14 protein-coding genes, 1 tRNA gene and 1 riboswitch are annotated in these 25,811 nt (G+C 44.7%); of the genes, 2 read left to right on the top strand and 13 right to left on the bottom strand.

The annotated features are described in order from the left end of the window. Positions 1–92 precede the first annotated feature (92 nt). From ACJV7B_RS01720 to ACJV7B_RS01695, 6 genes are all read right to left on the bottom strand, one after another. Positions 93–1,889, bottom strand: coding sequence for a ribonuclease J (locus ACJV7B_RS01720; protein WP_004133687.1), 1,797 nt, complete (start codon positions 1,887–1,889; stop codon positions 93–95). 100 nt (positions 1,890–1,989) lie between these two features. Then, entirely contained in the window at positions 1,990–3,423 is a 1,434-nt protein-coding gene (locus ACJV7B_RS01715; protein ID WP_374043010.1) for an MFS transporter, read from the bottom strand. Between the two features lie 108 nt (positions 3,424–3,531). Then, a complete protein-coding gene (locus ACJV7B_RS01710) occupies positions 3,532–4,230 on the bottom strand; it encodes a GNAT family N-acetyltransferase (RefSeq protein WP_019261166.1) in 699 nt (232 codons plus the stop codon). A gap of 187 nt (positions 4,231–4,417) precedes the next feature. Continuing rightward, positions 4,418–8,674, bottom strand: a complete 4,257-nt coding sequence (locus ACJV7B_RS01705; protein ID WP_419388825.1) for an ATP-dependent DNA helicase — start codon at positions 8,672–8,674, stop codon at positions 4,418–4,420. Beyond that, the gene (locus ACJV7B_RS01700) at positions 8,671–13,392 is read right to left on the bottom strand and encodes a PD-(D/E)XK nuclease family protein (protein WP_419388824.1); all 4,722 of its coding nucleotides are present in this window, start codon (positions 13,390–13,392) and stop codon (positions 8,671–8,673) included. Before ACJV7B_RS01700 ends, ACJV7B_RS01705 begins: the two co-directional genes overlap by 4 nt. Before the next feature lie 45 nt (positions 13,393–13,437). After that, entirely contained in the window at positions 13,438–14,250 is an 813-nt protein-coding gene (locus ACJV7B_RS01695; RefSeq protein ID WP_375169302.1) for a Pr6Pr family membrane protein, read from the bottom strand. 310 nt (positions 14,251–14,560) lie between these two features. Next, positions 14,561–14,670: riboswitch (TPP riboswitch) on the top strand. A gap of 112 nt (positions 14,671–14,782) precedes the next feature. Here ACJV7B_RS01695 and thiM point away from each other — a divergent pair. Further along, positions 14,783–16,249, top strand: a complete 1,467-nt coding sequence (thiM, locus tag ACJV7B_RS01690; RefSeq protein ID WP_419388914.1) for a hydroxyethylthiazole kinase — start codon at positions 14,783–14,785, stop codon at positions 16,247–16,249. Positions 16,250–16,285: 36 nt separating this feature from the next. Here thiM and ACJV7B_RS01685 read toward each other — a convergent pair whose 3' ends face one another. The 7 genes from ACJV7B_RS01685 to glf all read right to left on the bottom strand — a co-directional run bounded on the left by ACJV7B_RS01685 (position 16,286) and on the right by glf (position 23,578). Beyond that, positions 16,286–17,650: a PFL family protein gene (locus ACJV7B_RS01685; RefSeq protein ID WP_375169301.1), complete on the bottom strand. Its 1,365-nt coding sequence runs from the start codon at positions 17,648–17,650 to the stop codon at positions 16,286–16,288. 60 nt (positions 17,651–17,710) lie between these two features. After that, positions 17,711–18,037, bottom strand: a complete 327-nt coding sequence (locus ACJV7B_RS01680) for an ACT domain-containing protein (protein ID WP_004136741.1) — start codon at positions 18,035–18,037, stop codon at positions 17,711–17,713. 89 nt (positions 18,038–18,126) lie between these two features. Next, entirely contained in the window at positions 18,127–19,140 is a 1,014-nt protein-coding gene (locus ACJV7B_RS01675) for a ribose-phosphate diphosphokinase (RefSeq protein ID WP_004136739.1), read from the bottom strand. A gap of 146 nt (positions 19,141–19,286) precedes the next feature. Then, positions 19,287–20,297, bottom strand: coding sequence for a ribokinase (locus ACJV7B_RS01670; RefSeq protein ID WP_004136737.1), 1,011 nt, complete (start codon positions 20,295–20,297; stop codon positions 19,287–19,289). Positions 20,298–20,808: 511 nt separating this feature from the next. Then, positions 20,809–21,807 carry a DMT family transporter gene (locus ACJV7B_RS01665; RefSeq protein WP_375169300.1) on the bottom strand — a complete coding sequence of 333 codons (999 nt, stop codon included), beginning with the start codon at positions 21,805–21,807 and terminating at the stop codon, positions 20,809–20,811. A gap of 152 nt (positions 21,808–21,959) precedes the next feature. Further along, positions 21,960–22,044, bottom strand: a tRNA-Ser gene (locus tag ACJV7B_RS01660). 289 nt (positions 22,045–22,333) lie between these two features. Continuing rightward, positions 22,334–23,578 (bottom strand): UDP-galactopyranose mutase, encoded by a 1,245-nt coding sequence (gene glf, locus ACJV7B_RS01655; protein ID WP_375169299.1) that lies wholly within the window; start codon positions 23,576–23,578, stop codon positions 22,334–22,336. Positions 23,579–23,669: 91 nt separating this feature from the next. Between glf and ACJV7B_RS01650 the strand changes: the two genes are divergently transcribed. Then, on the top strand, positions 23,670–25,778 hold the full coding sequence (locus ACJV7B_RS01650; protein ID WP_375169550.1) for a glycosyltransferase: 2,109 nt from the start codon (positions 23,670–23,672) through the stop codon (positions 25,776–25,778). Positions 25,779–25,811: the final 33 nt, after the last annotated feature.

Raw genomic sequence — 25,811 nt, 5'->3', positions numbered from 1 at the left:
CTTATATTTTTCTTATTTTTGATTATATTTACGATTATTTTCTGCTATTTACAAATAATTGCGAATATTTTCTTTATTTTTGATATTTTTGATTATATTTGATTATTTTCTGCAATATCCGCAACTACCGGCACAAGCATTGGCTTCCTGCGCAAAGCGCGAGCAACCCAACTACCCAAAGTGCGTCGCATAATCTGCTGCAACTTATAAGTATCGTGCTCACCGCGCATCATCGCATCCTGCAACTGCTCAACAATTTGGTGACGAACCTTCTCAAAATCAGCCTCGTCTTCAGCAACAGCGTTCAAGAAGATCTTCGGACCAGAAACCACATTCGCATTGGCGGTATCAACCACAACAAAGCTTGACACAAAGCCTTCTGTGCCCAAAATCCTGCGCTTTTCAAGCTCCTCGTCTGTAAGCTCACCCACAGAATCGCCATCAACATAAACGTATCCGCAAGGCACAGAACCAACGACTGCAGCGTTTCCGTGGTACAAATCAACCACGTCACCATCTTCTGCCAAAACAACATTCTTTGGATCAACACCAGTTTTTACAGCAATCAATCCGTTTGCAACCAAGTGACGATGCTCGCCGTGAATTGGCATAGCGCACTTTGGTTTCACAATGTTGTACAAGTACAGCAACTCACCTTCGTTGCAGTGACCAGACACGTGAATTGCAGCGTTATCTTTGTTGATTACGCGAGCACCCAACTGCACAAGCTTGTTAATAACCTTATAAACTTCGTGCTCGTTTCCTGGAATAAGCGAGCTTGCAAGAATAACAGTGTCAAACTCATTAACAGTAATATCTCGGTGATTGCCATCCGCAATACGCCCAAGAGCTGCCATTGGCTCTCCTTGAGAACCGGTGCACATGTACACAAGCTTGTCGTCTTGAACATCCTTGGCCTGCTTTAAATCCACAACCGTGTTTTCAGGAATATGCAAGTAACCAAGGTCTGCTGCAATAGACATATTGCGAACCATAGAGCGGCCAACAAACACAACTTTTCTGCCAAACTTGTGAGCTGCGTCAACCACTTGCTGCACGCGATGCACGTGGCTTGAGAAGCTGGCAACAATAATCTTGCGCGTAGCTTCAGCAAAAGCGCGATCCAAAGCCGGGCCAATCGAAGTTTCAGGCTTCACAAATCCTGGAACTTCAGCGTTTGTAGAATCAGCCATAAGTAAATCTATGCCCTGCTCGCCTAATCGACCAAACTCAACTAAATCAGTAATGCGATGGTCAAGAGGAAGCTGATCTAGCTTAATGTCGCCAGTATCAATCAAAGTTCCAGCAGGCGTTTTAACACAAACAGCAAGAGCATCCGGAATGGAGTGAGTCACCGTAATAAACTCAAGATTAAACGGACCTACTTTCATCTTATCGCGGCCTTCAACGCGAGTAAGTTTCGGCTCAATATGATGCTCCTGGCACTTTGCTTCAACAAAAGCCAAAGTAAGCTTAGAGCCAATCAGCGGAATATCCGGTCGCATCTTAAGAAGATACGGCACGCCACCAATATGATCTTCGTGACCGTGCGTCAAAACTAAAGCTTCAACCTTATCAAGACGATCTTGAATATAGTGGAAATCAGGCAAAATCAAATCAACGCCAGGCTGCTCTTCTTCCGGAAACAGCACACCGCAATCAATAAGAAGTATGTGGCCGTTATATTCAATTACGTTCATATTTCGGCCGATTTCACCCAAACCGCCTAGAGGTACGATTCGCATTGAACCTTTGCGATATTTTGGTGGAGCAATAAGCGCTCCTTCACGCTGATCGTTCACTACAGGAGGCAGCGCATTTGCATTGCGACGCGAGGAATTACCCTTTTCTTTGCGGGTTTCTGTATTCTTTTTTAATTCAGTTGTCATATTCATCTCACTACATCTTGCGCTATTGCGCACTTCTTCCTAGTGTACCGTTAGGACTCAACTCAGCTTTTGCTTTTAAAACGACATAAACTACTCACACTTACGCTTTAGGTCGTTTAAGCACAACCACAATAAACCAACCAAACGCGGCTATAGGAATTGCAACCAGAGTAGACATCCACGGAACCATCATTCCGCCGTGCGAATCCCATGCGTCAATTGCAGTACCTGCCGCCATCGACCCAAGAGATGCTCCTACCGCAGAAGCTGTCGGCAGCCACGAAAGACCTTCCGTAAGCGATTCTTCAGGTACAGTTGCCTTCACAATAAGATTTCCAGTTGCGAAAATTGGCGATACGCAAAGTCCAGAAAGCACCTCAAAAACGCTCATAAGCATAAGCCTGTCAATATTCAAGCTCATAAGCACGTAACCAATAGTCAGCACCGTCAAAAATACAATAAGATGCGACCAGTTAGATCCGCGGAATTTGTGCGAGCCGAAAATTATTGCGCCCACAAGAGATCCGCACGCAAAAAGTGCAAGCTGCATGCCAATAAAATGATCAAGACCTTGCGATTTCATTGCAGCCGTCACCGACACGTCAAACGCGCTAAAACTCATGTTGAACACAATAAACATGAGCACAAGAGGAATAATTCCACGGTATAAAAGCACGTTTTTGCCGCTCTTTTTCGCATGATGATTATGCAATTGTTTAAGACTAAATTTGTCAATAAATTTGCGCTTAGGATTTTGTTTTTGCGATTCTGATTCTGCTGCAGAGATTTCGCTTTCTTTTTGAGATGCAATCATAACGTCTACATCTTCGGCTGCAGCCGTTGGCACTTCCACGATTTTAAGCACTGCAGGCTGAGTATTTTTTAACGAAAAGAACCATGCTCCACCCAGTCCGCTCGCTAAAACTGGCACAAATAATTGCGAAACTGGGTGCACAGAAGTAGCCAGCCATGCGGCCAAAATAGGGCCTAGAATAAACACAATTTCATCAATTCCAGACTCAAGCGCATACGCAACATTTAATAGAGAATCGTCATCTTCCGCGCGCAGAGTGTAAGCCCAACGAGTACGCACCAACGCTCCAAAAGCAAATTGCGTCACACCCATCGCAATCGCAAGAACAAAAAGAAGCGCTAGCGGAACTCTAAACAAGGCCGCAAACGCAAACGAAATCATTGCAATAACCTGTGCACTAAGCGCAATAACACCAACTTTTCGCTGACCAAATCTGTCAAAAAGTTTTGCATAAACTGGCGTTACTGCAGCCTGCGCAAGAACGTAGGATGCGGCCATTGCTCCAGCTACAGTCCAATTGTTATACAAATGGTTTAATGCCAAAACAATTCCCAAACCGATCATTGACATTGGCAAGCGCGCAATTGCCCCCGAAATGCAAAACGCTTTAGCGCCGCTCAATGAAAAAAGTCTAGAATATTTAGAAATTATTGAGGATTTCCCCATGTCTTCTTTAGACTTTGCTTCTTCTTTAGACTTTGCTGCCGCTTTAAACGACATAAATTTTATTACTCCTTTTTAATTACCCAACTGTTACTTTTACATTCACAAATAAATTCGCAAATAAACTTACGAATAAACTTACGAATAAGCTTCTCGAAGTTACGTTTACGCTCTAGTTTGAGATCTAGCGGTTGCCATTTTTGCACGCTTTGAACGAATCATTGGCTCACCAGAGTAAATGTACAAGTCATCTACCAAAGATTTCATATTCTTCGCTTCTAGCATATGATCCTCGCGCTTCCAAGAAGCATCTTTTCTAAGCCCGTGATAATCGTAAAAACTCACGTCACAAGCTGAATCTGTGTGCAAATAGTAGCGATTTACACCATTATTTCTAAGCAAATGCATTGTATGCTTCCACAATCCGCCGCCAACACCGTGACCGCGAGCATCTGGAGATACAAGGAAAAGCTCCAATTCTGCTTGAGTTAAATTATTAATATGCGATTTTGCTTCAAGTTTTGTTTCCAAAGCGCGCATGCCATGAGCTTCTTCTAAAGCGCGAGCATAATTTTTATCTGCGTTCGCTTTCATAAAAGAATCCTGCTCTAAAAGCATTTGGCTTACTTCTGGGAACAAAACTGGAGCGTCAAAAACGCGCGCCAAAAGCAATCCCATAAACTTTCCGTCGAGTTGTGCAATAGTACCGTGAGTTGAAGGCTTCAAATAGTGCAATACGCAGCGGCGAGAAAGACTTAATGAGGCATCTTTCCCAACTTGTTGCGAAATACCCCAAGTACGTTCGTATTCTTTTACGATTGCGTCAATATCGCTAAGTTTTACAGGACGGAACTCTACGTTCATAATTCTGATTCTTCCTTACTTCATACTCAAATCGATGTTGTGCGTATGCCCGCCCACACACACTGCACGAGGAATCTGCACGTTTTCGAAGTGATGCACGATGCGTTTCAATCGCGGCGCAAAATCTGGCACAGCAAACAAAAATTGCAGCAAATAAGTTGCGGCAAAATGATTGCAATAGCAACATTTATGCGTCATCATCATCGAGGGAAATTAACGTGCCAGAGTGTAACTCGGCAAGGATTTCATCTTTTGTTTTTGCTTCGGCATGAATTTCACGTTGTTTTTCATCCGATACGTTCACATAATAAAGGGTGGCATCGATAGCCTCGAGTGGAGCGTTCGTCATAAGCGAAAGAAGCAGACGATACCAGTCAAGCTGACCGAGTTTTAACGCAATATCTTGCGGATCAGTTGGCTTACGACCAGTTTTCCAATCAACTACTGTATACAATTTACTTGAATCTTCTGGATCTAAACCACCTGCAAAGATTGCGTCAATTTTGCCATTAATAATTTGATCGCCTAATTCTGGCACGTGTGCAACAATCGGCTGCTCTGCTGCTATAGGTCGACGATAAGCCCATTTTGAAGTAGCTAAACGTTTTTCCCAGATTAGTAATTTGTGTTCAGCTGATTTTTCGGATTGCGCAGTTTTTTCGATTTTTGCAAGTTTTTCAGAAATATTTTCAACAACATCATCTTGAGTGGAATTTTTATTCAAGCAACCCGCATTTACAAACTGCTCCGCCCAAGCATGGAATCTCGTACCCAAATCAGATGCAGGAGAAGCAGTCCGCGGAATAGGACGAATAATTGCCATCCACTCACTTCGCAAACGATTAGCTTCTTTCGCTTCGAAAGAGTTGTTATTTTCGTCAGCATTTTGATTAAATACTGCCCTGCGCTGCACAGCCGTAACATTTACATTTTCAACTTTTGAAAGCTGATCCGCCCTCTTTTTAAGCGCAACCGTATTGTGATACCAATCAATTTTCGGCATCAAATCTGCATCCTGCAACAAAGCTTCTGCCCTAGAAAGTAGCGAATTTTCGTCAAGCTTGTCACTTTCGCAAGACTTGTCAACTGCACCAGCCTTGTCAATTGCACCAATCTCAGCAATTTCAGAATATTCAGCGGACTTATTAAGCGCATCTCGCACATATTCACTTGACGCACTCGGCCAAGCTAATGGCTGATTATTGTTTTCGCTAGGAATTTCGCTAGGCTCACTAAATAATTCAGCAAACTGAGAAGCAGACTCGCCAACAGCATAACCAACTTCATCTAAATCAACTTTTACTTCGGAAACAGATCCGCAAGATTCTTGCATTTCTTTAAATACTTCATTCCAAAAAACAGAAGGCTTTTTTGAGCGAGAAGATGAAGTATTGGAAGCAGAACCAGCAGCAGCAGCAGCGTTTGCTGCACCATCTTCACTATCTTCCCCATTAACATCCGCCGTCATAGCACTAGACTGACTGCACGTAAGCAAAGCCGCAAATTTCGCTCGCGTCAACGCCACATACATAAGATGCCTCTCATCAACGTGCAAAGCTCGTCCACGCTCCTCTACTTGCGAAAGAGGAAGAGTTCCGGTTTTCATTGCAGCATCGTAAATTTGACGCGCTTCTACAGGAATTGCTCCTTCTGGAACATCTTCACGCTCATAGAATTTTTCGGCTAAATCAAGCATTGCTTGCGCGCGAGAACCGTAAATTTCCGCATCGATTTTTTCAACTGTTTCCATATTTTTCAAGGATTCTTGCGGATTCATACTAACGCTCAAATCTGCATTGTGAGGAAATCGCGGCAAAATATCCGCATCGACTCTAATTGGCACAGGCACTTTTGATGCGATTTCAAGAGTTGCGTACGCGCTTTCAAAATACACGCCATCCTGCTTGGTTTGCTTTACGCGCAAACCATCTCCCTGACTACTTGGGAAAGCACCTTCGTTAAGCCCCACTATTGCAACAGCAGGCCATTCCAAACCCTTCGACTGGTGAATCGTCATCAAAACCACGTCTGCAGGCTCGTCAACTGAAGCAGGCTGATCGTCAATTTTGTCAATATTTTGGATCCAAGCAATAAATCCGCGCAAAGTAGGCTGCGTAAAATCACTCATTTCTTGCAAATACGCGTCAGCAAGCGAAGAAATTGCGTCAAGCGTGCTGTGCATATCGTTAAGAAGCGTTGAATTACTTGAATTTTCATTCATAAGCGCACGCGAAACAGCCACATCAATATCAATATTTAACGCTTCAACAGCAGTACGAACAACATCATGCAAGCTTCCAGATTGAGCACGCTCCACAGCGTCAAGAACTTTGCCTGCGCGAAGAATTGCTGCATAAGCCTTCTTGCTGAGCATATTTTTAAGATGATTAAGCGTGTCTTTCGTAGAATTTTTTGCAAATACAGTAGAGTTAAACGCTTCAAACAGCACATCCGCAATAAACACTCCGCCGTGAACACTATTAGTTTGAGAGCCTTTAGACTGCTGTTCGCGCACAAGCTTCGCCCAAGATGCGCGCGGAGCTTTAGAATCCACTAAACCTGCTTGAGCCAAAGCGTTGAAAACATACTCAACGTTTTCATCGGTTGCAGCATTAGCTAAAGCCTCTAAATCGTCAGTACTAAGCGCAAATCGAGGTGTGGCAAGAAGTCGCATTAGCGCGGAAGTATTCGTGTGATCTGCAACAGCAGAAAGAAGAGCAAGAACGTCTTTTACTTCCGGTTTTTCAAGAAGAGCAGAATAACCAACAGTTAAAGTGCGCAAACCTGCTTTTTGCAAGGCTTCTTCATACATTGCAATATTGGTTTTGCTGCGAAATAGCACAGCGGCTCTCGCTTGTAAGCCAGAAGCTAGAATATTGTCGTTTTGCGCTAAAGCATTTTGTTTTACATATTTTACGAATCGCACAACTGCTTCAATTTCTTGATATTGCGTAGGCATATTTAGCACGCTAACGCTGCCTTGCGGAGCATTTTCAAGATATTGAAGATTTTTGACTTCTACTTCCGAAGCCAACGAACTGCTTTTGCGAAGAGACGGCACACGCAATGGTTTTGTAATAGCGTTTGCCGCCTGCAAAATAAGCTTAGAATTGCGGCGCGTTTGAGTAAGAGAAAACTCGCTTGATTTGTCAATATTAAGCGCTTGCTGAAGTTTTCTAAAAGCACCCGAGCTTGCTCCTCTAAATGAGTAAATTGCTTGGAAAGGATCTCCAACTGCAGCAATATGTGTTTGCTGATTAACGAAAGAATCACCAACTGAAGTATTCTCGCAACTGTCATTACTCTCACTACTCTTACCGATTGCTACGCTTGAGTTATGGAACAGCGTTGCAATCAGCATTGCCTGCGTTGTGGAAGTATCCTGATACTCGTCCAACAAAACTTGGTTGTACTGTCTTCGATATTGCGCCGCAATAGAAGGAAAATGCGTTACCAAACGGTATGCAGCAATCGTAAAATCGCTAAATTGAGCCATATTTGCGCTACGTTTTGCAGAATCAAAAGATAGAACTAAGTCGAGCAAAGCAGCACGCTTTTTAGCGGCTTCAAATAATTTATTACAAGAATCGTAACACGTATTTTTTAGCGTAATATTTAAGTATTCAACGTATTCTTTTCCGTAATTTTCGCATTTTTTGAAATATTTTTCGTCTGATTCTGTTTTTGCGCGACGCAATTTAACAGCGCTTGGCTTTTTGGCAACAATCTTAGTGGTTTCTGCTGAACTCAGCGCTTTTTGCAAATGTTCAATCCACGCATTATTCCAATTTTGAATTTCTAAAACAGCTGAAGAAGTGCTGTCTAAAGACTCACCCCTACTATTTAGACCAATCATCGAGCAGGAAATATCTGCAGCGAGCGCAAGAACGTCATCAACAAGAGCGTCAAATTTGTACAATTTCACAATTTCCGGATGCTTATCAACATACTCGTTTACTAGAGGCTTAATTAGTTCGCGCGCGCCAGCATCGCTAAGAGGCTGCGTATTGTGATCAAAACCTACTAGCAAACCATATTGGCGCACAATTGACTGAAAGAATGCGTCATAAGTCATTACTTCTGGCTTCAAAAATGCGTTTGAATATGACGCATTCACGCTGCTTTGTTTACCTACGTTCGCATGTTGACTTACGGCTTGCGCAACTCTTGCCAACAATTCCGACGCAGCTTTATTCGTAAACGTAAGTCCTAAAATGCTTTCTGGGGCAACACCGCGGTCAATAAGATCAATAACACGACGTGTCATAGTATAGGTTTTTCCGCTGCCAGCTCCAGCAACAATAATCATATTCTTGTTTGCAGGCGCTGTAATTGCTGCAGACTGTTCTGCACTATCCGTGTTTTTGCGAGGAGATTTTGCGCGAATGGCATCTTCGCGAAGAGCTTTTTCGTGCAAAGATTTGTTATTCATTTCATCAATCATGATTGACGCACCTCGTATACGGTATCTATGCGACCTGCGCAAGCTGGGCAGACTTGTTTTGCACAGCAATATTTCAAATGCTGCGAAGTTGGATGCGCAATAATTTGCTTAGATCGAACTGCAGCAGCCGCGTAGAAAACGCGCGAAATCATAGTAAGAGACCATTTTGCAGTCTCACTTAAACACCGGAATGACTGCCAAGCTTGCTCAGTTACACCTTTCGGGCATGTTTTCATAATTTCTTCCAACTGCGGGCAATCCAGCAATCTTGCCATATTTTTGAATCCGGCGCGACTTTCAAGCGGCTTATTGTTCAAAGCGTCAGCAATGCAAAGAGGCGGTTGATACAAGTTTTCTGCAACGCTGTGGTCTTGAGCCGGGTAATCGTTGTCAACTACGTGAAATAGCACACTTCTTGTAATTGTTGGCGCATTAGAGTCGGAAATAAGTGGATTTTCGTCTGCAAAAAGCAAAGCAAGCTGGTAGCAAACTAATTGCAAATCATTAAAAACTCCTGTTGAAGGAGGAACTTTTCCGGTTTTATAGTCAAGTAAGCGAATATTTTCTGAACCGTCCGCATTTTTTCGCTTTTCAAGTCGATCAATTCTGCCGTGAATATGCAATTGCAAATCTTCGCACGCACCATCCGGCCAACCGCCTACCAATGCTCCCATCAACTCGTAACAGTCGCGAACAGAAACGGTTTGCAAATTTGCAGCTTTAAAAGTATTGTTCAGCACGCGCGCAATGTCATCAAAACCAAAATGAGCGCTTGTTGGCATCTCACAGCAGGCTTCTAAAAGACTTCCAATGCTACTTTCTAAAGATTTTTCGCTTGGCGCAATAGATTCAACAACGCCATCATCTGACTTTTTTGCGTCAAAATTGTAAGTTTCCTGACTAAAAGATGTAACGAAATATTGTGCAATCGTATGAAGAGCACGACTTATATTAGATTGCCTAGAAAGCGCAGAATACCGCTCTTTTGCATCTCGAATATCGGCAAGTTCGGGAGCAATACTTTCGTAATACTTTTCCATGCGATTTGCGATTTCGTTTATTCGGCTCACTTGCGCAGAATACTGAAAATCATCTACAGAAACTTCTTTAGATTCAACTTCCTTAACAAGCGATTCTTCAAGCACAGTGTCCATAAAATCGTAGTGCTTATTTTCACTAGCCCACCTTGCAGTTTCGTGAATTAACGTACCAAAATACGTTGCAGCACTTCCTGGCTGAGGACCTGCAAGTTGACGATTCAGCAATCCACACACTGGGCAAGCCCATAAACTGTCTACAGCAGAAGGAGACAAGCTCACCACAGTGCTGTTAGATTTAGTAGAAATATTTTCCGCAGAAGAATTTTCTACAGAAGAATTTTCTGTAATTTCGCTCATAAAATCCCATTGACTACAATCGGCGCAATCAACTCCAGAATCTCGCAATAATCGCAATGCTTTAGCAGCGTCTAAAACTCCGCTATTTTCATTCGCATTATCGCAATTATTCTTACCGGCAGCATCTCGCACAAGTTTTGCACGCGCGGCACAAACCAATCCGCGAACATCCATATCTAAGCCTGCGAAAGGAACTTTAAAATCGGTAAAAGGCGTGCGTGAATTTTCGTTATTGTAGTAGCGCTCAGGCAAATAATAGTAAAGAAAATCGCTTGGAACAGCACTATCACTGTACTGCGCGCTAATATACAAACTTTCAGTAGCACGAGTAATAGATAGCAAAAAGCTACGCTGCTCACCAGCAAAAACAGCGGATTTATCGTTTGCGGCAAGAAGATTTGCAGATATAAATAGAGGCGATTTAGATAATTTATTAGTAGCATTCGCATTAAACTGCTGACTCATAGCTCGCTGCTTGGAATCCAACATAATACTTGCCAAACTTTCCGCGCCGAACATTGTGCTGCGCGAAGCAAGATTTGGCCACACACGCTGCTGCAAAGTTGGCATCCAAACAAGCGGCCAATGCTTTCCTGCAGCACCTGCAGGAGTTGTAAGCGTTACAGCATCTGGCACAGGAGCGACTCGAGCTAAAGAATCTGCCTCAATTTCCATGCCACGAACCTGCGCTATAAAATCGCTAATATCAGCTGGAAGTGCAGAATTTTCGTCGTCAAAATCTAATGAAACGCTGCTATTTTGCAAATCTGCTTCAAAACCGTAACTTTTCTCATCGCTGTACGAAGAAACGTAGTCAAAAAGACGCATTGCAGCATCTAGGCGATCGTTTGCCCTATAGCCTTCACGATTGTGCTGCAAAGCCGTGCGCTGCCAACGTTCAGCAACATTGCAAACATTCCACGCTTCACCAAGAGCATATTTAGCGTTGCGTAAATCTGGGCGAGAGGCAAATTTCAAAGCCAAAGTTTGCACATTTTTCCAGATTTTTACAAAGGCTGCAACATTAGGATTTCGAGGAGCCATATTTTGCAAAATACTTAGCACTGTTGAATCAGACTGCTGGGAATCAGTATTGCAATGTGCTACATCTGCAAAACAAAGAAGATAGCATGCCTCTAGCGAAAGAGCACTCATATCTTCGTTAATATCGTCATCTAAATTGATAACTAAATTAACATTAGAATCACCATTAGAGCTGTTATTAGAGGCGTTATTCAGATTACTCCTAAATTCATCCCACGAATCCTTAAGCTTTCTTAAAGGAATATTTTGATTGCTAAGCGAATTATTTTCGTCTTTTTGCTCATCTAAAACCGCAGACAGAGAAGCCAAAGATCGCATAAGCGACTCAACATTTTTAAGCTGCGAAGGAGTTTCAAACTCGCAATCACCATAAGAATGATTGTTATAGTCGCGAGTGACATAGTCGCGAGAGCTACGAACTATTGACGCAAGAGGACTTTCCATAATGCACTTAACGCGAGATTGCAGCCAAAATGCTATATTTTTTAAACTTTTGCCGCGCTGAATTTTATACGAAATGCAAGATACAAGATTCCCAGAAATGCAATGTTGAGCAAACTGAGCAAGCTCAATAAGCGCAAACAATCCTTGCACGAACGGCTCGTCCTTTAACGGTCGAGTTACTAGTGAATAACGCACTGGAACACCGTCCGCGCGAAGCTGCTCACCAAAAAGACGAACGGTGGAATTATCGTGCGCAATAAGCGCCATATCGCTCCACTTGCGATGATTTTTTACATGAGCGTGCTTCATTTGCCAAATAACAGAATCTAATTCTTCACGCTGTGAACGATAAAGTGCAGTATTTACTGTTCCATCTTCATCTAACCGTAAATATTTTTGCACATCTTGAGAATTCTGAAGATTTTGAGGTTGATTTTGAGTATTCTCTTGATTCTGCGCTTGAGGCTGATCTGTAAGCTGATCAGTAAGCTGATTCAACGGCTGCAATGGAAAAGCACCAACAAAAGCCGGCATTTTCCAAGGTCGATTTGGAAGCGCAACCGCAGTACTTAACTGCGAAGTCAAGGAAAGAGAGACGCGAGCAGCAAGCAAATCACGCATTGAAGGCGCTGAAATCTGATTTGAAGAAGAATCGGAAGTTAGCGCGGAAGAAACAGAAGAATCGGAAGAAATCGCATATTCCAGAGTTTGCTCAGCTGCATTAAACACACGCAAAGCAACCGAAATTGCATAATCCGGGTACGCTCCCCTAAATGTTTGAACGGACTCGTCCGGGTTGGCAATCAAAACCAAACGCGTCCCAAGATTCAGCAAAGTTTCCACAAAACTCAAGCCGGCAAGAGTAATATCCTGATAATCGTCAACAACAAGAAGAGCTGGGATTTCTGAAGAATTTACGTTAGACGCTTCACCAAGCAAGCGAGCAGCTTTTGAACCTTCAACCAAAAGCTCAGAAGCATCCAAACGGAACGACCCTTTATAAGTGTCTGCAAGCATTTTGCGATACTCAGATCTAAGCGCAAAAACAAGACGCCACTGCGTGCTGCGACGGTCAGTCAGAAGAGAAGTTGGCAAAATATTTTCAGATTCTGCGGTAGATTTTGCAAAATCAAGAGAATCTAAAACAGACTGTTCGTCGGAAGAATCGTTAATTCCAAGCTCATCCAAACGTGCAAGCATATCTCTGAGCTGATGCATAAATGCGTTGCTAGTTTCAACATTACTATCTTCGTCGTTGCCGGTTTCAACGTTGCTGGTTTCAATGTTTCTGGTTTCAACGTTGCCGCCTGAGTCTTTAGAATTTAGCGAATAATCAGAATCATTTCCAACGCCAGTTAAAGGCGAAACCCAAAGCGGAGTCCCAAAATAATCCTGAAAAAGCTGGCAAACATCGCAATCACCATTATCTCCCCTAAAAACATGCTCAATATGCTCGCGAACAACTTTGCGAAGAAGAGCATCCTGCTCAGCGCCATTAAGAAGCTTAGGATTAGGCTTATGCTGCAACTTACAATTGGCTGAAATAATACGAAAAGCAAGCGATTCCAACGTTCCAACCGGACGCGACTGCTCACTTACTCCAATAGAACGAATAATAATATTGTCAATGCTTGCAGCCAAATTTCTGTTTTGCACTGCCATTGCTGTTATGCTATGAGGCCAGCGCTGGTATCCCGCAATTGTTGCACGCACAGCAAACTGCGTTTTTCCAGTATTTGGAGCGCCATAAACTAGCAGCGTACTGGTCAAATTCCCAGCACAATTGCGTAACGTGCCATCAAATAGCGCTTGTAATGCAGAATCCTCACACATACGCTCAATTCTACCAATTGGGCAATAGTGGCGCTCAAGTTTTGACTAATTTTGCAAAACAGCTCGAGCGCGCGCATCCTTCAACGCAAGAAATACGCGGCCAACACCAATAAAAATAAGCGTAAACACAACAAGCAAATAAGCAACTCCAACGCCTAAAGTAGTGGCGTTAAAAGTCTGAGGAGCAAAACCAAACCAGCCTGCAGGAGCACCATAATTAAGGAAATTGTAAGGCGCACGCATTGCGTGAACACCCCAACGAACACCCGCAAACTCGCTAAGCATTGCAGCATAAGCAACATAAGCTAAAGGCGGAATAGTAGCAAAATAAATGTGTGCGCTGGTTGAACGGAAGCGATAGTCAAAAAGTATAAAATCTACGATTGCAAGAAGCGGTGCGATTGCGTGAACGCAAAGACTACTACAACCGTTGCTCATATACGCACCAACAAAACCTAGCTTATTCGTAGGAGCTAAGAAGCAAAGATAAAGCGTAAATGTTACTGCAATGGCGATTGTCATCATGAATTTAAAAATGTACCAAGCGTTGGATTTTGAGTCGAACCATGCGAAAGATTCTGCAGAATCTGGCTGCGCAGCTGAATCTACAGAATTGCGAGCGCGCATAAAAGAGGTAGTGTCTAGCACAAGAGAACCAGCCAAAGCTACACAAATCATAAGATTAGAAAGATTTGTAAAGTAAGTAAAAGTCATAAGACCTTGCCACGAAGCTGCCATTCCGTAAACGGACGCGATTATTGCGATTGCTCGAATTGCAGTGCGCGTGGCGTATTCACGCACATCGAGAGGATTGGCAGCAGCTGTGGTTTGTTGCTCTAGAATGGAGTTGTTTGCCATGTTGACTCGCTTTCGTAACGTATGTCGATTAGGTAATTTATAGCCTACTTACTTACCATATTTATGTTTACACTACCGTAAAGCGAAAATCTGTAGAAGAAGTTGCAAAAATACGGCGAGATTTTTGTAGATACGTGCAAAGCGCGCGGCGACGCTCCAAACGCGAGAAAAGTTCCCCACATTTGGAGCAAAACGCCAGGCCAAACTCTCCAAACACGCGAAAAGTCGCGCACGTTTGGATCACGAGCTTAGAACCTAGCACGCACGTAACCAGCAAAAGCAAGTAAGTCACGAACAAAAGATATAGTCGAAGGATGGTTCGGAGTGCGCAATCGCCGCAAAATCGCGGGCGGCGCTGAGATTACATCCGTAGGACCTGATCTAGATAGTGCTAGCGAAGGGAAACATTATGACAATAGATAACGCTGCAGAAGCAAACAACAGCTCGCAAAAAACTTACGCATCTACTACTGAGTCAGCTGCAACAGCAACAAAAGTAGACACACTATTTTCCGTACGTGCGCGACGCCGAATGTTCCTTAACGACGTTCGCCAATGCATCGAACGCGTACGCGCACAGCAGCCTCTTACACACTGCATAACGAACGTAATCGTACAAGACATAACCGCAAACGCACTGCTTGCAGCAGGCGCCTCGCCAATTATGGTCACAGATCCGGAAGAAGCGCACGCACTCGCACAAATTGCCTCCGGCGTGCTAATAAACGTAGGCACGTTCCATCAGCCTGAAACTTCCGAGTACATGCGCGCAGCCGTTGAAGGTTGCGAAAAAGCAGATACCCCATGGGTTCTTGACCCGGTTGGAATTGGCGTGCCGGCACTTGCTCCACGCACTCGCTTTATACACGAAATTATTAAGCACCACCCTACTGTAATTCGCGCAAACGCTTCCGAAATCATGGCTCTTGCCGGCAAAGAAAGCAACGGAAAAGGCGTAGATTCTCACGATAACGTAAACGATGCTCTTCAAGCCGCGCGCGAACTAGCAAAAAAGTATGGCTCAGTAGTGGCTATTTCCGGCGAAAAAGATGCGATTTACGGCCACGGATGTTTAGCTCGCGTAACAGGCGGCCACAAAGCTATGACCAAAGTAGTTGGAACCGGTTGCGCTCTAGGCGCGATAGTTGCAGCATACGTTGGTGCAAACCCAGAACGTCCGCTCGCAGCAACTGTTGCAGCGCACGTGCATGCAGCCGCCGCTGGAACTTGGGCAGCTCGCCAAACCACAGCTCCCGGAACTTTCCGAACGCTGTGGATGGACGCACTTTCAACTCTTAGCGTAAACGACATGTTTAGTTTGACAAATATTGAGTTCACCGTTGAGCCTGTGGATTGGACACTGTATTTGGTAACGGATCCGCGCATGGGGAACCGTCCGGAAGAAGAAGTGGCTGTGGAGTCGGTTGAAGGCGGAGTTACGGTTGTGCAATTGCGCGATAAGTATTCCGACGATGATGAGATTTCAGCAAAGGCGAAAAAGTTGCGTCATGCGCTTATTGATTCCGGCCACGGCGACGTGCCTGTGTTCATAGACGATCATGTTGATTGCGCAGCTAAGCTTGGTTTCAACTTGCACGTTGGGCAAAAAGATACTCCGTTTGTTGAGGCGCGAAAGGCGATGCCGGCTGAGTGGATGGTTGGTCTTTCTTGCGCGCGGCCTGATTTGATGGAGAAAGCTTACCTAGAGTGCAAAGAAAACGACGTTCCGCTGCCGGATGTTATTGGCATCGGTGCAGCTTTTGAAACGCATACCAAGGCTCACGACGTGCCTCCGCTTGGAGTTGAAGGCGTGAACGAAGTTGCGAAAGTTGCGCACTCTATGGGCGTAAAAACATTGGCAATTGGTGGAATCCATGAGAATACGGTGTTCCCTATTCGCGGTCTTGAGCTTGACGGAGTTTGCACCGTGTCGGAGCTTATGTGCGCTGAGGATGCTGGAAAAGTAGCGCGCGAGCTTAAAAGCGTGATTACTAAATAATTACTTAGTGATTACTCAGTGATTACTGAGTAATCACTAATTCTTAAAGCTGTGCACTGGAGCCGGAATACGCCCGCCTCGCGTTACGAAAGCTTCGCAACTGGTCTGATTCACAGGAATAATAGGCGCATATCCCATTAAACCGCCGAAATTAGCCATCTGCCCAACGCCCTTGCCAATCACAGGAATAATGCGTACTGCAGTAGTTTTCTGATTGATCATTCCTATTGCGGATTCGTCAGCAATCATTCCAGAAATAGTAGCTGCGGACGTTTCTCCCGGAATAGCAATCATGTCAAGACCAACCGAGCACACGCAAGTCATTGCCTCAAGCTTTTCAATAGTCAAACAACCAGACTTTGCTGCAGCAATCATGTTCGCATCTTCAGAAACAGGTATGAACGCTCCGGAAAGACCGCCAACATAGCTGCTGGCCATAATTCCGCCCTTCTTAACCTGATCGTTCAGCATTGCAAGCGCAGCAGTTGTGCCAGGAGCTCCAACCTGATCCAAACCAATCTTTTCAAGCACTTCACCAACTGAATCTCCAACTGCAGGCGTTGGCGCAAGCGACAAATCAATAATGCCAAACGGCACTCCAAGCCTACGAGAAGCCTCTTGTGCAACCAACTGCCCCACTCGCGTAATCTTAAAAGCAGTGCGCTTAATAGTTTCACATAGAAAAGCAAAGTCTTTGCCACGAGCCGCGTCGAGTGCGCTAGATACTACGCCCGGCCCGGAAACACCCACGTTAATCACAGCATCACCTTCAGTAACACCGTGGAAGCCGCCTGCCATAAACGGATTATCGTCAGGAGCGTTGCAAAAAGCCACAAATTTAACACAGCCGTAAGAATCTTTGCTAGCAGTCGCCTCGGCAATCTTTTTAATCGTGCGACCAAGCAACTCTACGCAATCCATGTCGATTCCAGTGCGAGTTGAGCCAACATTCACAGACGAACACACAATTTCCGTCTCGCTTAAGGCTTGCGGAAGCGACTCAATAAGCATGCGGTCAGCTTCTGTCATTGACTTAGCAGGAAGAGCGGAATATCCGCCGATTAAATCAACTCCAACAGTGTGCGCTGCCCTGTCTAAAGCGTGAGCAATTTGCACAAAATCTTCAGGCTTTTTACAAGACGACGCGCCAACAAGCGAAATCGGAGTCACGGTAATGCGCTTATTTACTATTGGAATGCCGTAATCGTGCGAAATATCGTTGCCAGTTTTGACGAGATCTTTTGCAAGACGCGTGATTTTTTCTTCAACATTGCGGCACACATCTTGCAAATTTTCGCAAGCGCAATCAAGCAAGTTAATTCCCATTGTGATTGTACGAACGTCGAGCTGTTCTTGCTCAATCATCGAATTAGTTTCGCTTACTTCCATCAGGTTGAGCATGGCGTACTTCCTTACATTTACTTAGATTGCTACGATATTGCTACGAGTTTGCTACGAATTTTAGATTCTGTGCATTGCGGTGAAAATATTGCTACGCTGGCAGCGAATACGCACGCCGATTTCGTTACCGAGCGCTTCCAATCCGTCCGCAAACTCACCAAATTCACAGTCCATAGTCGCCACATCAACAATCATCATCATATTGAAGAATCCGTCAACAATAGTTTGAGAAATATTCAAAATATTGACGTTATGATTAGCTGCATGCGAAGTTACTTTTGCAATAATACCAACGGTATCGCAGCCAACAACTGTAATAATCGCCTTAGAAGCGTCGCCTTTAGAAAGCGATTCCTGATTTTGTGCAATTGTAGTATTGGCGACCATATTTGCCTCCTGCTGTATTGCTGTGTGTATTTATTGCTGTGTTAATTTATTACTGTGTTAATTTTGCATTAGCTTTTCACTAATTATTTTTATGCATAAATATTATGCTGCTTCATATCTTCCGGCAGCGCATTTCGAAGCGACACAAGCGATCCGGAACGGAACACAGAACGAATACCAGCAGCAAGAAGAGGAGCAATCGAAAGAACAGTCATATTCTTAAGACGCTTTTCTTCCGGCACAGGAACAGTATCCGTCACAATAATTTCGCGAACACCAGCATCTTTCAAACGCTCAACAGCAGGACCGGAAAGCAAAGCATGAGTTGCAACCAACGTCACAGACTTAGCGCCCGCCTCGCGCAAAGTGCGCACAGCTTCACAAATCGTGCCAGCAGTATCAATCATGTCGTCAACAACAATGCAGTCACGCCCCTGAATATCACCGATAATTCCATGAGCTTCAGCATGATTTGGACGAGTAATATCGCGCGTTTTATGAATAAAAGCAAGAGGCAAATTGCCAAGTTTTGCAGCCCACTGTTCAGAAACTTTAATTCGCCCAGCATCAGGAGAAACAATAGTTGCGTTGTCGAGCTTCATAGAATTACGCACATAATCAATAAGCACAGGCATAGCAGTTAAATGATCAACCGGACCGTCAAAGAAACCCTGCTCCTGAGTTGCATGCATGTCAACCGTCAAAATACGAGTCGCACCGGCAGCACGGAATAAATCAAACATAAGACGCGCTGTAATAGGCTCACGACCCTGATGCTTTTTATCCTGACGCGAATATCCAAAGAACGGCGCAACCACGTTAATACTGCGAGCAGAAGCGCGACGCAAGGAATCAACCATAAGCAGCTGTTCCATAATCCAATTGTTAATAGGATTCGTATGCGCTTGAAGCACAAACACATCCGATCCACGAACTGGCTGAGTAAAACGCACGTACATTTCGCCATTCGCAAAATCGTAGGCAGTAGTCTCAAGCACATCAATACCAAGATATTTTGCAGTTTCCGCAGCAAGTTCCGGATACGCACGACCGGTAACAAGCATCATCTGCTTTTTTGGATTGCCTTCAAGAATTGTTGACATGATTGCCTTCCCGTTTGCAAACTTGCATGTACAGTGACAGAGTCGCTTTTTATTTTAGCAGGTAACGCGCCGGATTAGACACAGCCGGTGATTTACGCATAAATTACGCAAATAATTATTTAATAATTACTTAATAATTACTTAAATTACTTAGCAAAATACGCGCGAATTTCGTCTGCAGTTCCGTAAGAAGCCTGAGCGCCAAAGCGAGTTGCAGCATACGCAGAAACATAGGATGCTAAAGCTGCCGCGTCTGGCAATGACATTGAAGCAGCCAAACCAGCCAAAATTGTACCCATAAACGCATCTCCGCAACCGGTAGTGTCTTGAGCATTAACACGCTGAGCAGCAATACGGCAAACAGGATCTTCCTCAGCATACTGCAAAACAACAGAACCATCGCCACCTAAAGTCACAACAGCCTCATCAAAACCAAAGTTGTGCATAACTTCAGCAGCATGATTCCAATCAAAACCATCCCAATTGCCATCTTCTGGCTCGTCAATCTTAAGCAACTGCGCCATCTCATGCTCATTCACAAGCAAAATGTCAGCAGCATCAATCAAATCCTTCGGCAAAGTAGGCACAAAAGGAGAATTATTAAGCAAAACTTTTACACCAGCATCGTGCGCAATTTTCGCCGCCGCTGTAACAGTTTCCATCGGGCTTTCCAAGCAAAGGCCAAGTACGCGAGCGCTAGTCAAAGCACTTTTAACAGACTCAATATACGCAACCGTAACGTGCGCATTAGAACCAGGCGCGTAAACAATCGTATTTTCGCCGCCCTGAGCATCAACCGTAATAACCGTTGCGCCGCTAGGAGTGTTATCGACGTGCAAAATATTAGTGGTGTCAACACCAGCATTGTTCAAAGAATTAAGTAAAAAGTCGGCGTTTTTATCGCTGCCAACAGCACCAAACATGCGCACGTGCGCGCCAATTTTTGCCGCCGAAACAGCCTGATTTCCAGACTTTCCTCCAGGAAGAACCTTCAATTCGCCACCATTAACTGTTTCGCCTGGTTTTGGAAGACGGTCGGCAACAATCGTGTAGTCGGCATTCATTGAGCCAACCACTGCAATCGCAGACTTGACGCAGTCATCAGCCTTCACTTTTTCTAATACATCCAGCGAGTCTAAAGTATCGTGGTAGCGCATCAAAATTCCTTTCTTTGTTTGATTTTTATTTTACAGTTTATGCTTGGCATTGTGCGCGTTTCCTCAATGTGGCGCGAGTTTTGGTGGATTTCTTTCCTCGCGATTTTGTTTTCGATATTCTTTAGTATCGTCTATGAGCTTTGTAACTGATTTAGTTTTTCGGTTTTGACGAGGCTAGAAAATTTGTGTTTGCGCAAATCCCGTCCTTCGTCGCTTTAACTGTTAAAGTATTTTGCCGTGTTCGCCTATTTTTAACAATGTTGCTTCCTCAGTCCTCTTTTATTGCTGAACACAATTTTTCCAGCCTCTCAACACACTAACCGTCAACACAAAACTCATAGACTCGTGCAGAAAGTTACGTAAAGTGCGTGGTTTACTAAGTGCAACTAAAGTCACATAAATTTTGCTGCGGATGAGTGCGTGGTTGGGAGATTATTCTTGACGTGACGTGTGCAGTAGCACGAATGTTAACAGCGAACGACCGGCTACACGTGTTTTTTATATATATAAGTCAGTCAGTACGCTTGCACAGAAGAATCATCATTATGAAGATAAGCCCGAAGCCCACGAAATCCGCCCACGAAAAAACAGCGCCCGTAAACATAACGGCCGTAATCGCAGCAGTAACAGGCTCGCTCGCGCCAAGAAGCGTTCCTTTCACAGAACCTACGCGCATAATACCCTCAAGAAACAGCCAGTAAGCGCCAAAAGTGCCTGCAACAACCGTAAAAGTAAACAGCAAAAGCGCGCGCCAATCAAGCGGAGGCATAGTTTCCCACGGGCGCACAAACGGAAGCATAATCAGCCCCGAAATAATAAAAGTAATGCCGTTTACAGTAAGATTTCCCCATTTTGCAATCAACTTCACCGGCATAATCGCGAGCGCCGCTGTACTTGCAGCATCTGCCAATCCCCAAAGCAAACCCATAATCGGCAGGGAAAGCGAAGAAAGATTGCCACCCGTTGCCATTAAAGCAGTTCCTGCAAAAGCTAGAACAACGCCAATTGTTTCGCGAATAGTTGGCACGCGGCGAGTATGCAAGCACGCATAAACCAGCACGAATAGAAGATTAAGGCTTTGAAGCACAGTTGCGGTTCCGGAATTAGTCCAGTCGATTGTGCACAAGTACGAAACTTGCGTAAGCAGCACGCAAACTACGCCAGTAACAGCCATCGAAATCCACGTGCGGCCAGATTTTACTGCTCCTGCAAGTTTTTTAGGAGTGCAAGCTGCTGCAGTAATGCTAAACAATATGCCGGCTGCAATTTGACGAACGCACGCAATTTGCAGCGGAGATACGTGATACGTTGACATCAGGATTTTTGAAACTGTTGCGTTTGCGCCCCAGAATGCGCCGCCTAAAAGAGTTAACAAAATGCCGATGAGTATGGCGTTCGTTGAATGATTGAATGCAGGATTAGGGCGATCCGGCGTACTCGCTATTGCTTTTGCAGCGGATTTTGAAGTGTCGAAAGTTTTAGAGCCAGTTTGTAACTTAAGCTTAGACATATCAGATTCACCTCGCATCCCCAAAACAAGCGATTATGCAGCAATTATTGCACGCGCGCCCAACTAATATTGCACGCGCGCAAACGGGGTAAGCAGCATAACTTGGAAAACAAAAAGCTCCCGACGCTAAATCAGCGTCAGAAGCTTAAGCGCGGAGAATACGAGATTCGAACTCGTGAGGCTGTTACACCAACACGCTTTCCAAGCGTGCGCCATAGACCACTAGGCGAATTCTCCAAACTGCTAACTTAGCAAGCAAATCACCCGCTAAGCAAACAACTTAAACAGAATACCACGAATTTGAGATATTGCAAACTCGCGCGCGCCGTGACCTTTTTTGGAGACACTGGTGCAGTACGCTTTCTGCACCCGTGTCCCATTCTGGTGGTTTAGGGACACTCACGCAGATTGCGTTCTGCGTGAGGGTCTGATTTTGCCTATCTTCGGACACTCGCGCAGTACGCTTTCTGCATCCGTGTCCCCGATTACCGCTTTAACGCGCGCGCCGCGACAACGAAAGTTGAGATTACTTAAGCAAAGGCGCTACTTGCGTTTCGTAAGCACGCAAAGCCATGTCGATTACGTTGTGCATATCGTAGTAGCTGTAAGTACCAAGCCTACCGCCGAAAACAGTGTTCGGCTCAGCTGCTGCAAGCTCCGCATAGCGCGCATACAAGGCTTTATCTTCCTCAGTATTCACAGGATAGTAAGGCTCATCGTCGCGAGTTGCAGCGCGAGAATACTCCTGCCACACAACAGTCTCCCCAGCTTTTACGCTTTTACCCGGCACGAAATCAGCTTCACCACTAGTCTCACCAGCAACGCCCTCAACTTCCTCACGCTCTGGATTAAAGTTCTTAAACTCAATCGCGCGCGTAAACGGAACGTCCGCATCCGAATAATTCATAACTGGGCAGCCAAAGTGGTCACTCTCCTCGTAACGCACTTCCTTAAAGTCCACGGTACGCCACTTTAACTCGCCAAGCTTATAGTTAAAATACCTATCAACCGGACCGGTATAAACCACTGGAACTCCAGCCTCAGCCAACGCACGCTTATTAAACGGCTGCGATTCGTCGAAAAAGTCTACGCCAAGCGAAACGTGAATTCTAGGATCGTCAATCATGCGCTGCATCCAAGCTGTGTAGCCGTCAGTAGGCAAGCCTTCCCAAGTGTCTTTAAAGTAGCGATTATTGTAGTTAAATCGCACAGGCAAGCGCTTAATAATTCCAGCAGGAAGCTCGGAAGGATCCGTTTGCCACTGCTTTGCCGTGTAGTTTTTAATAAACGCCTCGTAAAGCGGACGCCCAATTAAACTAATGCCCTTATCGTTCAAATTTTGCGGATCTTTGCCAGCAAACTCCCCCGCTTGGCTTGCAATCAAAGCCTTTGCTTCTTCTGGCGTGTAGTGCGCGTGGAAGAATTGGTTAATTGTACCCAAGTTGATTGGCAGCGGATAAACTTCGCCGTCATGCGTTGCATAAACGCGATGCACGTAGTTAGTAAAAGACGTAAAACGATTCACATAATCCCATACGCGCTTGTTACTTGTGTGGAAAAGATGCGCGCCGTACTTGTGAATTTCAATTCCCGTGCTCTCGTCAAAATACGAGTAAGCGTTTCCACCAATGTGATTACGAACGTCAATAATTTCAACGCGAGCGCCAGTATGCTCCACTGCTTGTTGAGCTACAGTTAAACCAAACAAGCCCGCTCCAACAACTACTAAATCTGGGTAAGTTGCATTTTGGGAGGTTGCTGCCTGCGTCATATTATTTACCTTTCGTACTTTCGGTTGTTTTACGCACAATACATTCTAAGAATAGGCTTAAGCGTATATATACGTATATATAATGTCTAATATGACTAAGGCAACGAGTGCAGAAACCAAAGATAAACAAGCAATGCAAGAAAAGCAAGATACTAGCAGCGCAAATAGCAGCAACGAAAGCTGGGAAGTTGTAAATCGCGTTGTTTACCCGGTAAAAGACGCGGAAATTACTATGCCACTTTACGTAATACCGTGGCATCGCTCCTACTTGCAGCGCACTGTGCTCGATCCTCGTATGAATACGCGCGCAATCGATATAAATAATCTAAATCTCACTGATTTCAAAAAGCTTCTTGCAGATACTAGCAGCCACCTACCAAATGTTGAAACTCAAGGCATCTGCACTGTTCTTTCGCGCAACTCACTTTGCGTTGCCGCCGGAAAGCACGTGTCACTTTGCACTTTCTTTAACGCTTTTCCTGCAAGCTATTGGCAGCATTGGACGCGCGTAAAAACTGTTAAGTTTACTGCTCGCGTTGAGGGAGCAGGTGCGTTGCAACTTATGCGTTCGACCGGTCGCGGACTTACGTATCCGGTGCAAAAGTTTGAGTTTGATTCTAGCAATCAAACAAATCAGCCAGCTCAAGTTATTAGCTACGAAATTCCTATGACTGGTCTTGCAGACGGCGGATATTTTTGGTTTGAAGCGAAAGCAAGCGACTCTAGCTGCTTTACTGTTAGCAATGCTGAGTGGAGCGTGCCATGCGCGAATAAAGTGCAATCAGGAAAACAGAAGCAATCAAATAGCACTTTTTCTATTGCTATTACTACCTTTAACCGCCCTTCATACTGCCACAATCAGCTGAAGGCAATAGCAGAAAACAAAGCACTTCGCGCGCGACTTGACACAATTTATTGCACAGATCAGGGCACGGATTTAGTAAAGAATCAACCTGGATTTAACGAAACAAGCGCAAATCTTGGCAGCCAACTTACTTACATTCAGCAGGCTAATTTAGGCGGTTCCGGTGGATTCTCGCGAGGCATGTTTGAAACGCTTAAAGCCGGCAAAAGCAGCTACACTATGCTTCTTGACGACGACGCAATTAGCGAAACAGAGTGCATTCTTCGCGCGCTTCAGTTTGCCGACTACACAATTAAGCCTGCTATTATTGGCGGAGGGATGCTTCATCTTGACAATCGCACGGTTCTTTATACTCAAGGCGAACGATTCACTCGCAACAACGTGTGGATGAAGCCTTCGCAGAATCTTGATTACAATCATGATTTTGCAGCTATTACTTTGCAAGATTGCCCTGAGCGCCATCAGCGAATAGACACTGATTACAACGGTTGGTGGATGAGTCTTATTCCGACTGCGATTATGAAAGAAATCGGTCTTTCGCTTCCTGTGTTTATTAAGTTTGATGATACTGAGTATTCGATTAGAGCGCTTGAGCACGGGTATCACACGATTTGCCTGCCGGGAGTGGCAGTTTGGCACCAGGCTTGGCACGATAAAGACCCTTCGCGCACTTGGGAAGAGTATTTCTTCCAGCGCAATCGTTGGATTTGCGGACTGCTTCATTGCACTCGTCCAAGCTTACGTTTTGCGATTGAGATGCTTCGAAGCGACTTGGCTTCCGGCTTAAAACTTGCGTATTCTGCTATGCATTTGCATCATATGGGATTGCAGGATATTTTGCGCGGACCACAATATATTGTTGATTCAATGCCGCAAAAGCTTGGCGAGGTTCGTAAAGCGCGTCAATCCTTTAGCGATACGCAGCCTGTAAGTGACGAAGCGCTTATTAGCGAGGTTTTGCGAGAGCACGTAAGTCCGTTTACTGCGCACGACGCTAAGGCTTTGCGTAAGACGCAGAAGCGCGCTACGATTAAGGCTTTGTTTGCTCACGAAAAGCATGCGAAGAATCCTCGTCCAGAAGTTGCGATTCCAGCGCAAGACGTTTCTTGGCCATCGTTTGTGGGAGTTAATACTGCAATCGTTACGGCTCCAGATGGCACTACTCTTAATCTTTTCCAGCGAGATAGCAAGTTATTCCGTAAAATGTTGCGCGCGGACGCACTTTTGGCGTTAAAAATGTTGCGTAAGTGGAAGAAGCTGTCTAGAGAGTATCGCAGCTACGATATGGCGAGCGTTGAAAGTTGGGAGCAAATCTTCCGAGCTAGCAACAAGTAACAGTGACATAGGAAACATTTGCCGGTAATTTTC

Origin of the sequence: Gardnerella bretellae (assembly GCF_048545135.1) — a bacterium.
GTDB classification, from domain to species: Bacteria; Actinomycetota; Actinomycetes; order Actinomycetales; family Bifidobacteriaceae; genus Bifidobacterium; species Bifidobacterium greenwoodii.
Note: the sequence above shows the minus strand (reverse complement) of the source record. Positions and strands in the feature narration are given on the sequence as shown.

Coding starts and splice junctions, on each gene's coding strand:
- ACJV7B_RS01720 (WP_004133687.1), bottom strand. CDS start 1,889: ATGACAACTGAATTAAAAAAGAATACAGAAACCCGCAAAGAAAAGGGT.
- ACJV7B_RS01715 (WP_374043010.1), bottom strand. CDS start 3,423: ATGTCGTTTAAAGCGGCAGCAAAGTCTAAAGAAGAAGCAAAGTCTAAA.
- ACJV7B_RS01710 (WP_019261166.1), bottom strand. CDS start 4,230: ATGAACGTAGAGTTCCGTCCTGTAAAACTTAGCGATATTGACGCAATC.
- ACJV7B_RS01705 (WP_419388825.1), bottom strand. CDS start 8,674: ATGATTGATGAAATGAATAACAAATCTTTGCACGAAAAAGCTCTTCGC.
- ACJV7B_RS01700 (WP_419388824.1), bottom strand. CDS start 13,392: ATGTGTGAGGATTCTGCATTACAAGCGCTATTTGATGGCACGTTACGC.
- ACJV7B_RS01695 (WP_375169302.1), bottom strand. CDS start 14,250: ATGGCAAACAACTCCATTCTAGAGCAACAAACCACAGCTGCTGCCAAT.
- thiM (WP_419388914.1), top strand. CDS start 14,783: ATGTTCCTTAACGACGTTCGCCAATGCATCGAACGCGTACGCGCACAG.
- ACJV7B_RS01685 (WP_375169301.1), bottom strand. CDS start 17,650: ATGCTCAACCTGATGGAAGTAAGCGAAACTAATTCGATGATTGAGCAA.
- ACJV7B_RS01680 (WP_004136741.1), bottom strand. CDS start 18,037: ATGGTCGCCAATACTACAATTGCACAAAATCAGGAATCGCTTTCTAAA.
- ACJV7B_RS01675 (WP_004136739.1), bottom strand. CDS start 19,140: ATGTCAACAATTCTTGAAGGCAATCCAAAAAAGCAGATGATGCTTGTT.
- ACJV7B_RS01670 (WP_004136737.1), bottom strand. CDS start 20,297: ATGCGCTACCACGATACTTTAGACTCGCTGGATGTATTAGAAAAAGTG.
- ACJV7B_RS01665 (WP_375169300.1), bottom strand. CDS start 21,807: ATGTCTAAGCTTAAGTTACAAACTGGCTCTAAAACTTTCGACACTTCA.
- glf (WP_375169299.1), bottom strand. CDS start 23,578: ATGACGCAGGCAGCAACCTCCCAAAATGCAACTTACCCAGATTTAGTA.
- ACJV7B_RS01650 (WP_375169550.1), top strand. CDS start 23,670: ATGACTAAGGCAACGAGTGCAGAAACCAAAGATAAACAAGCAATGCAA.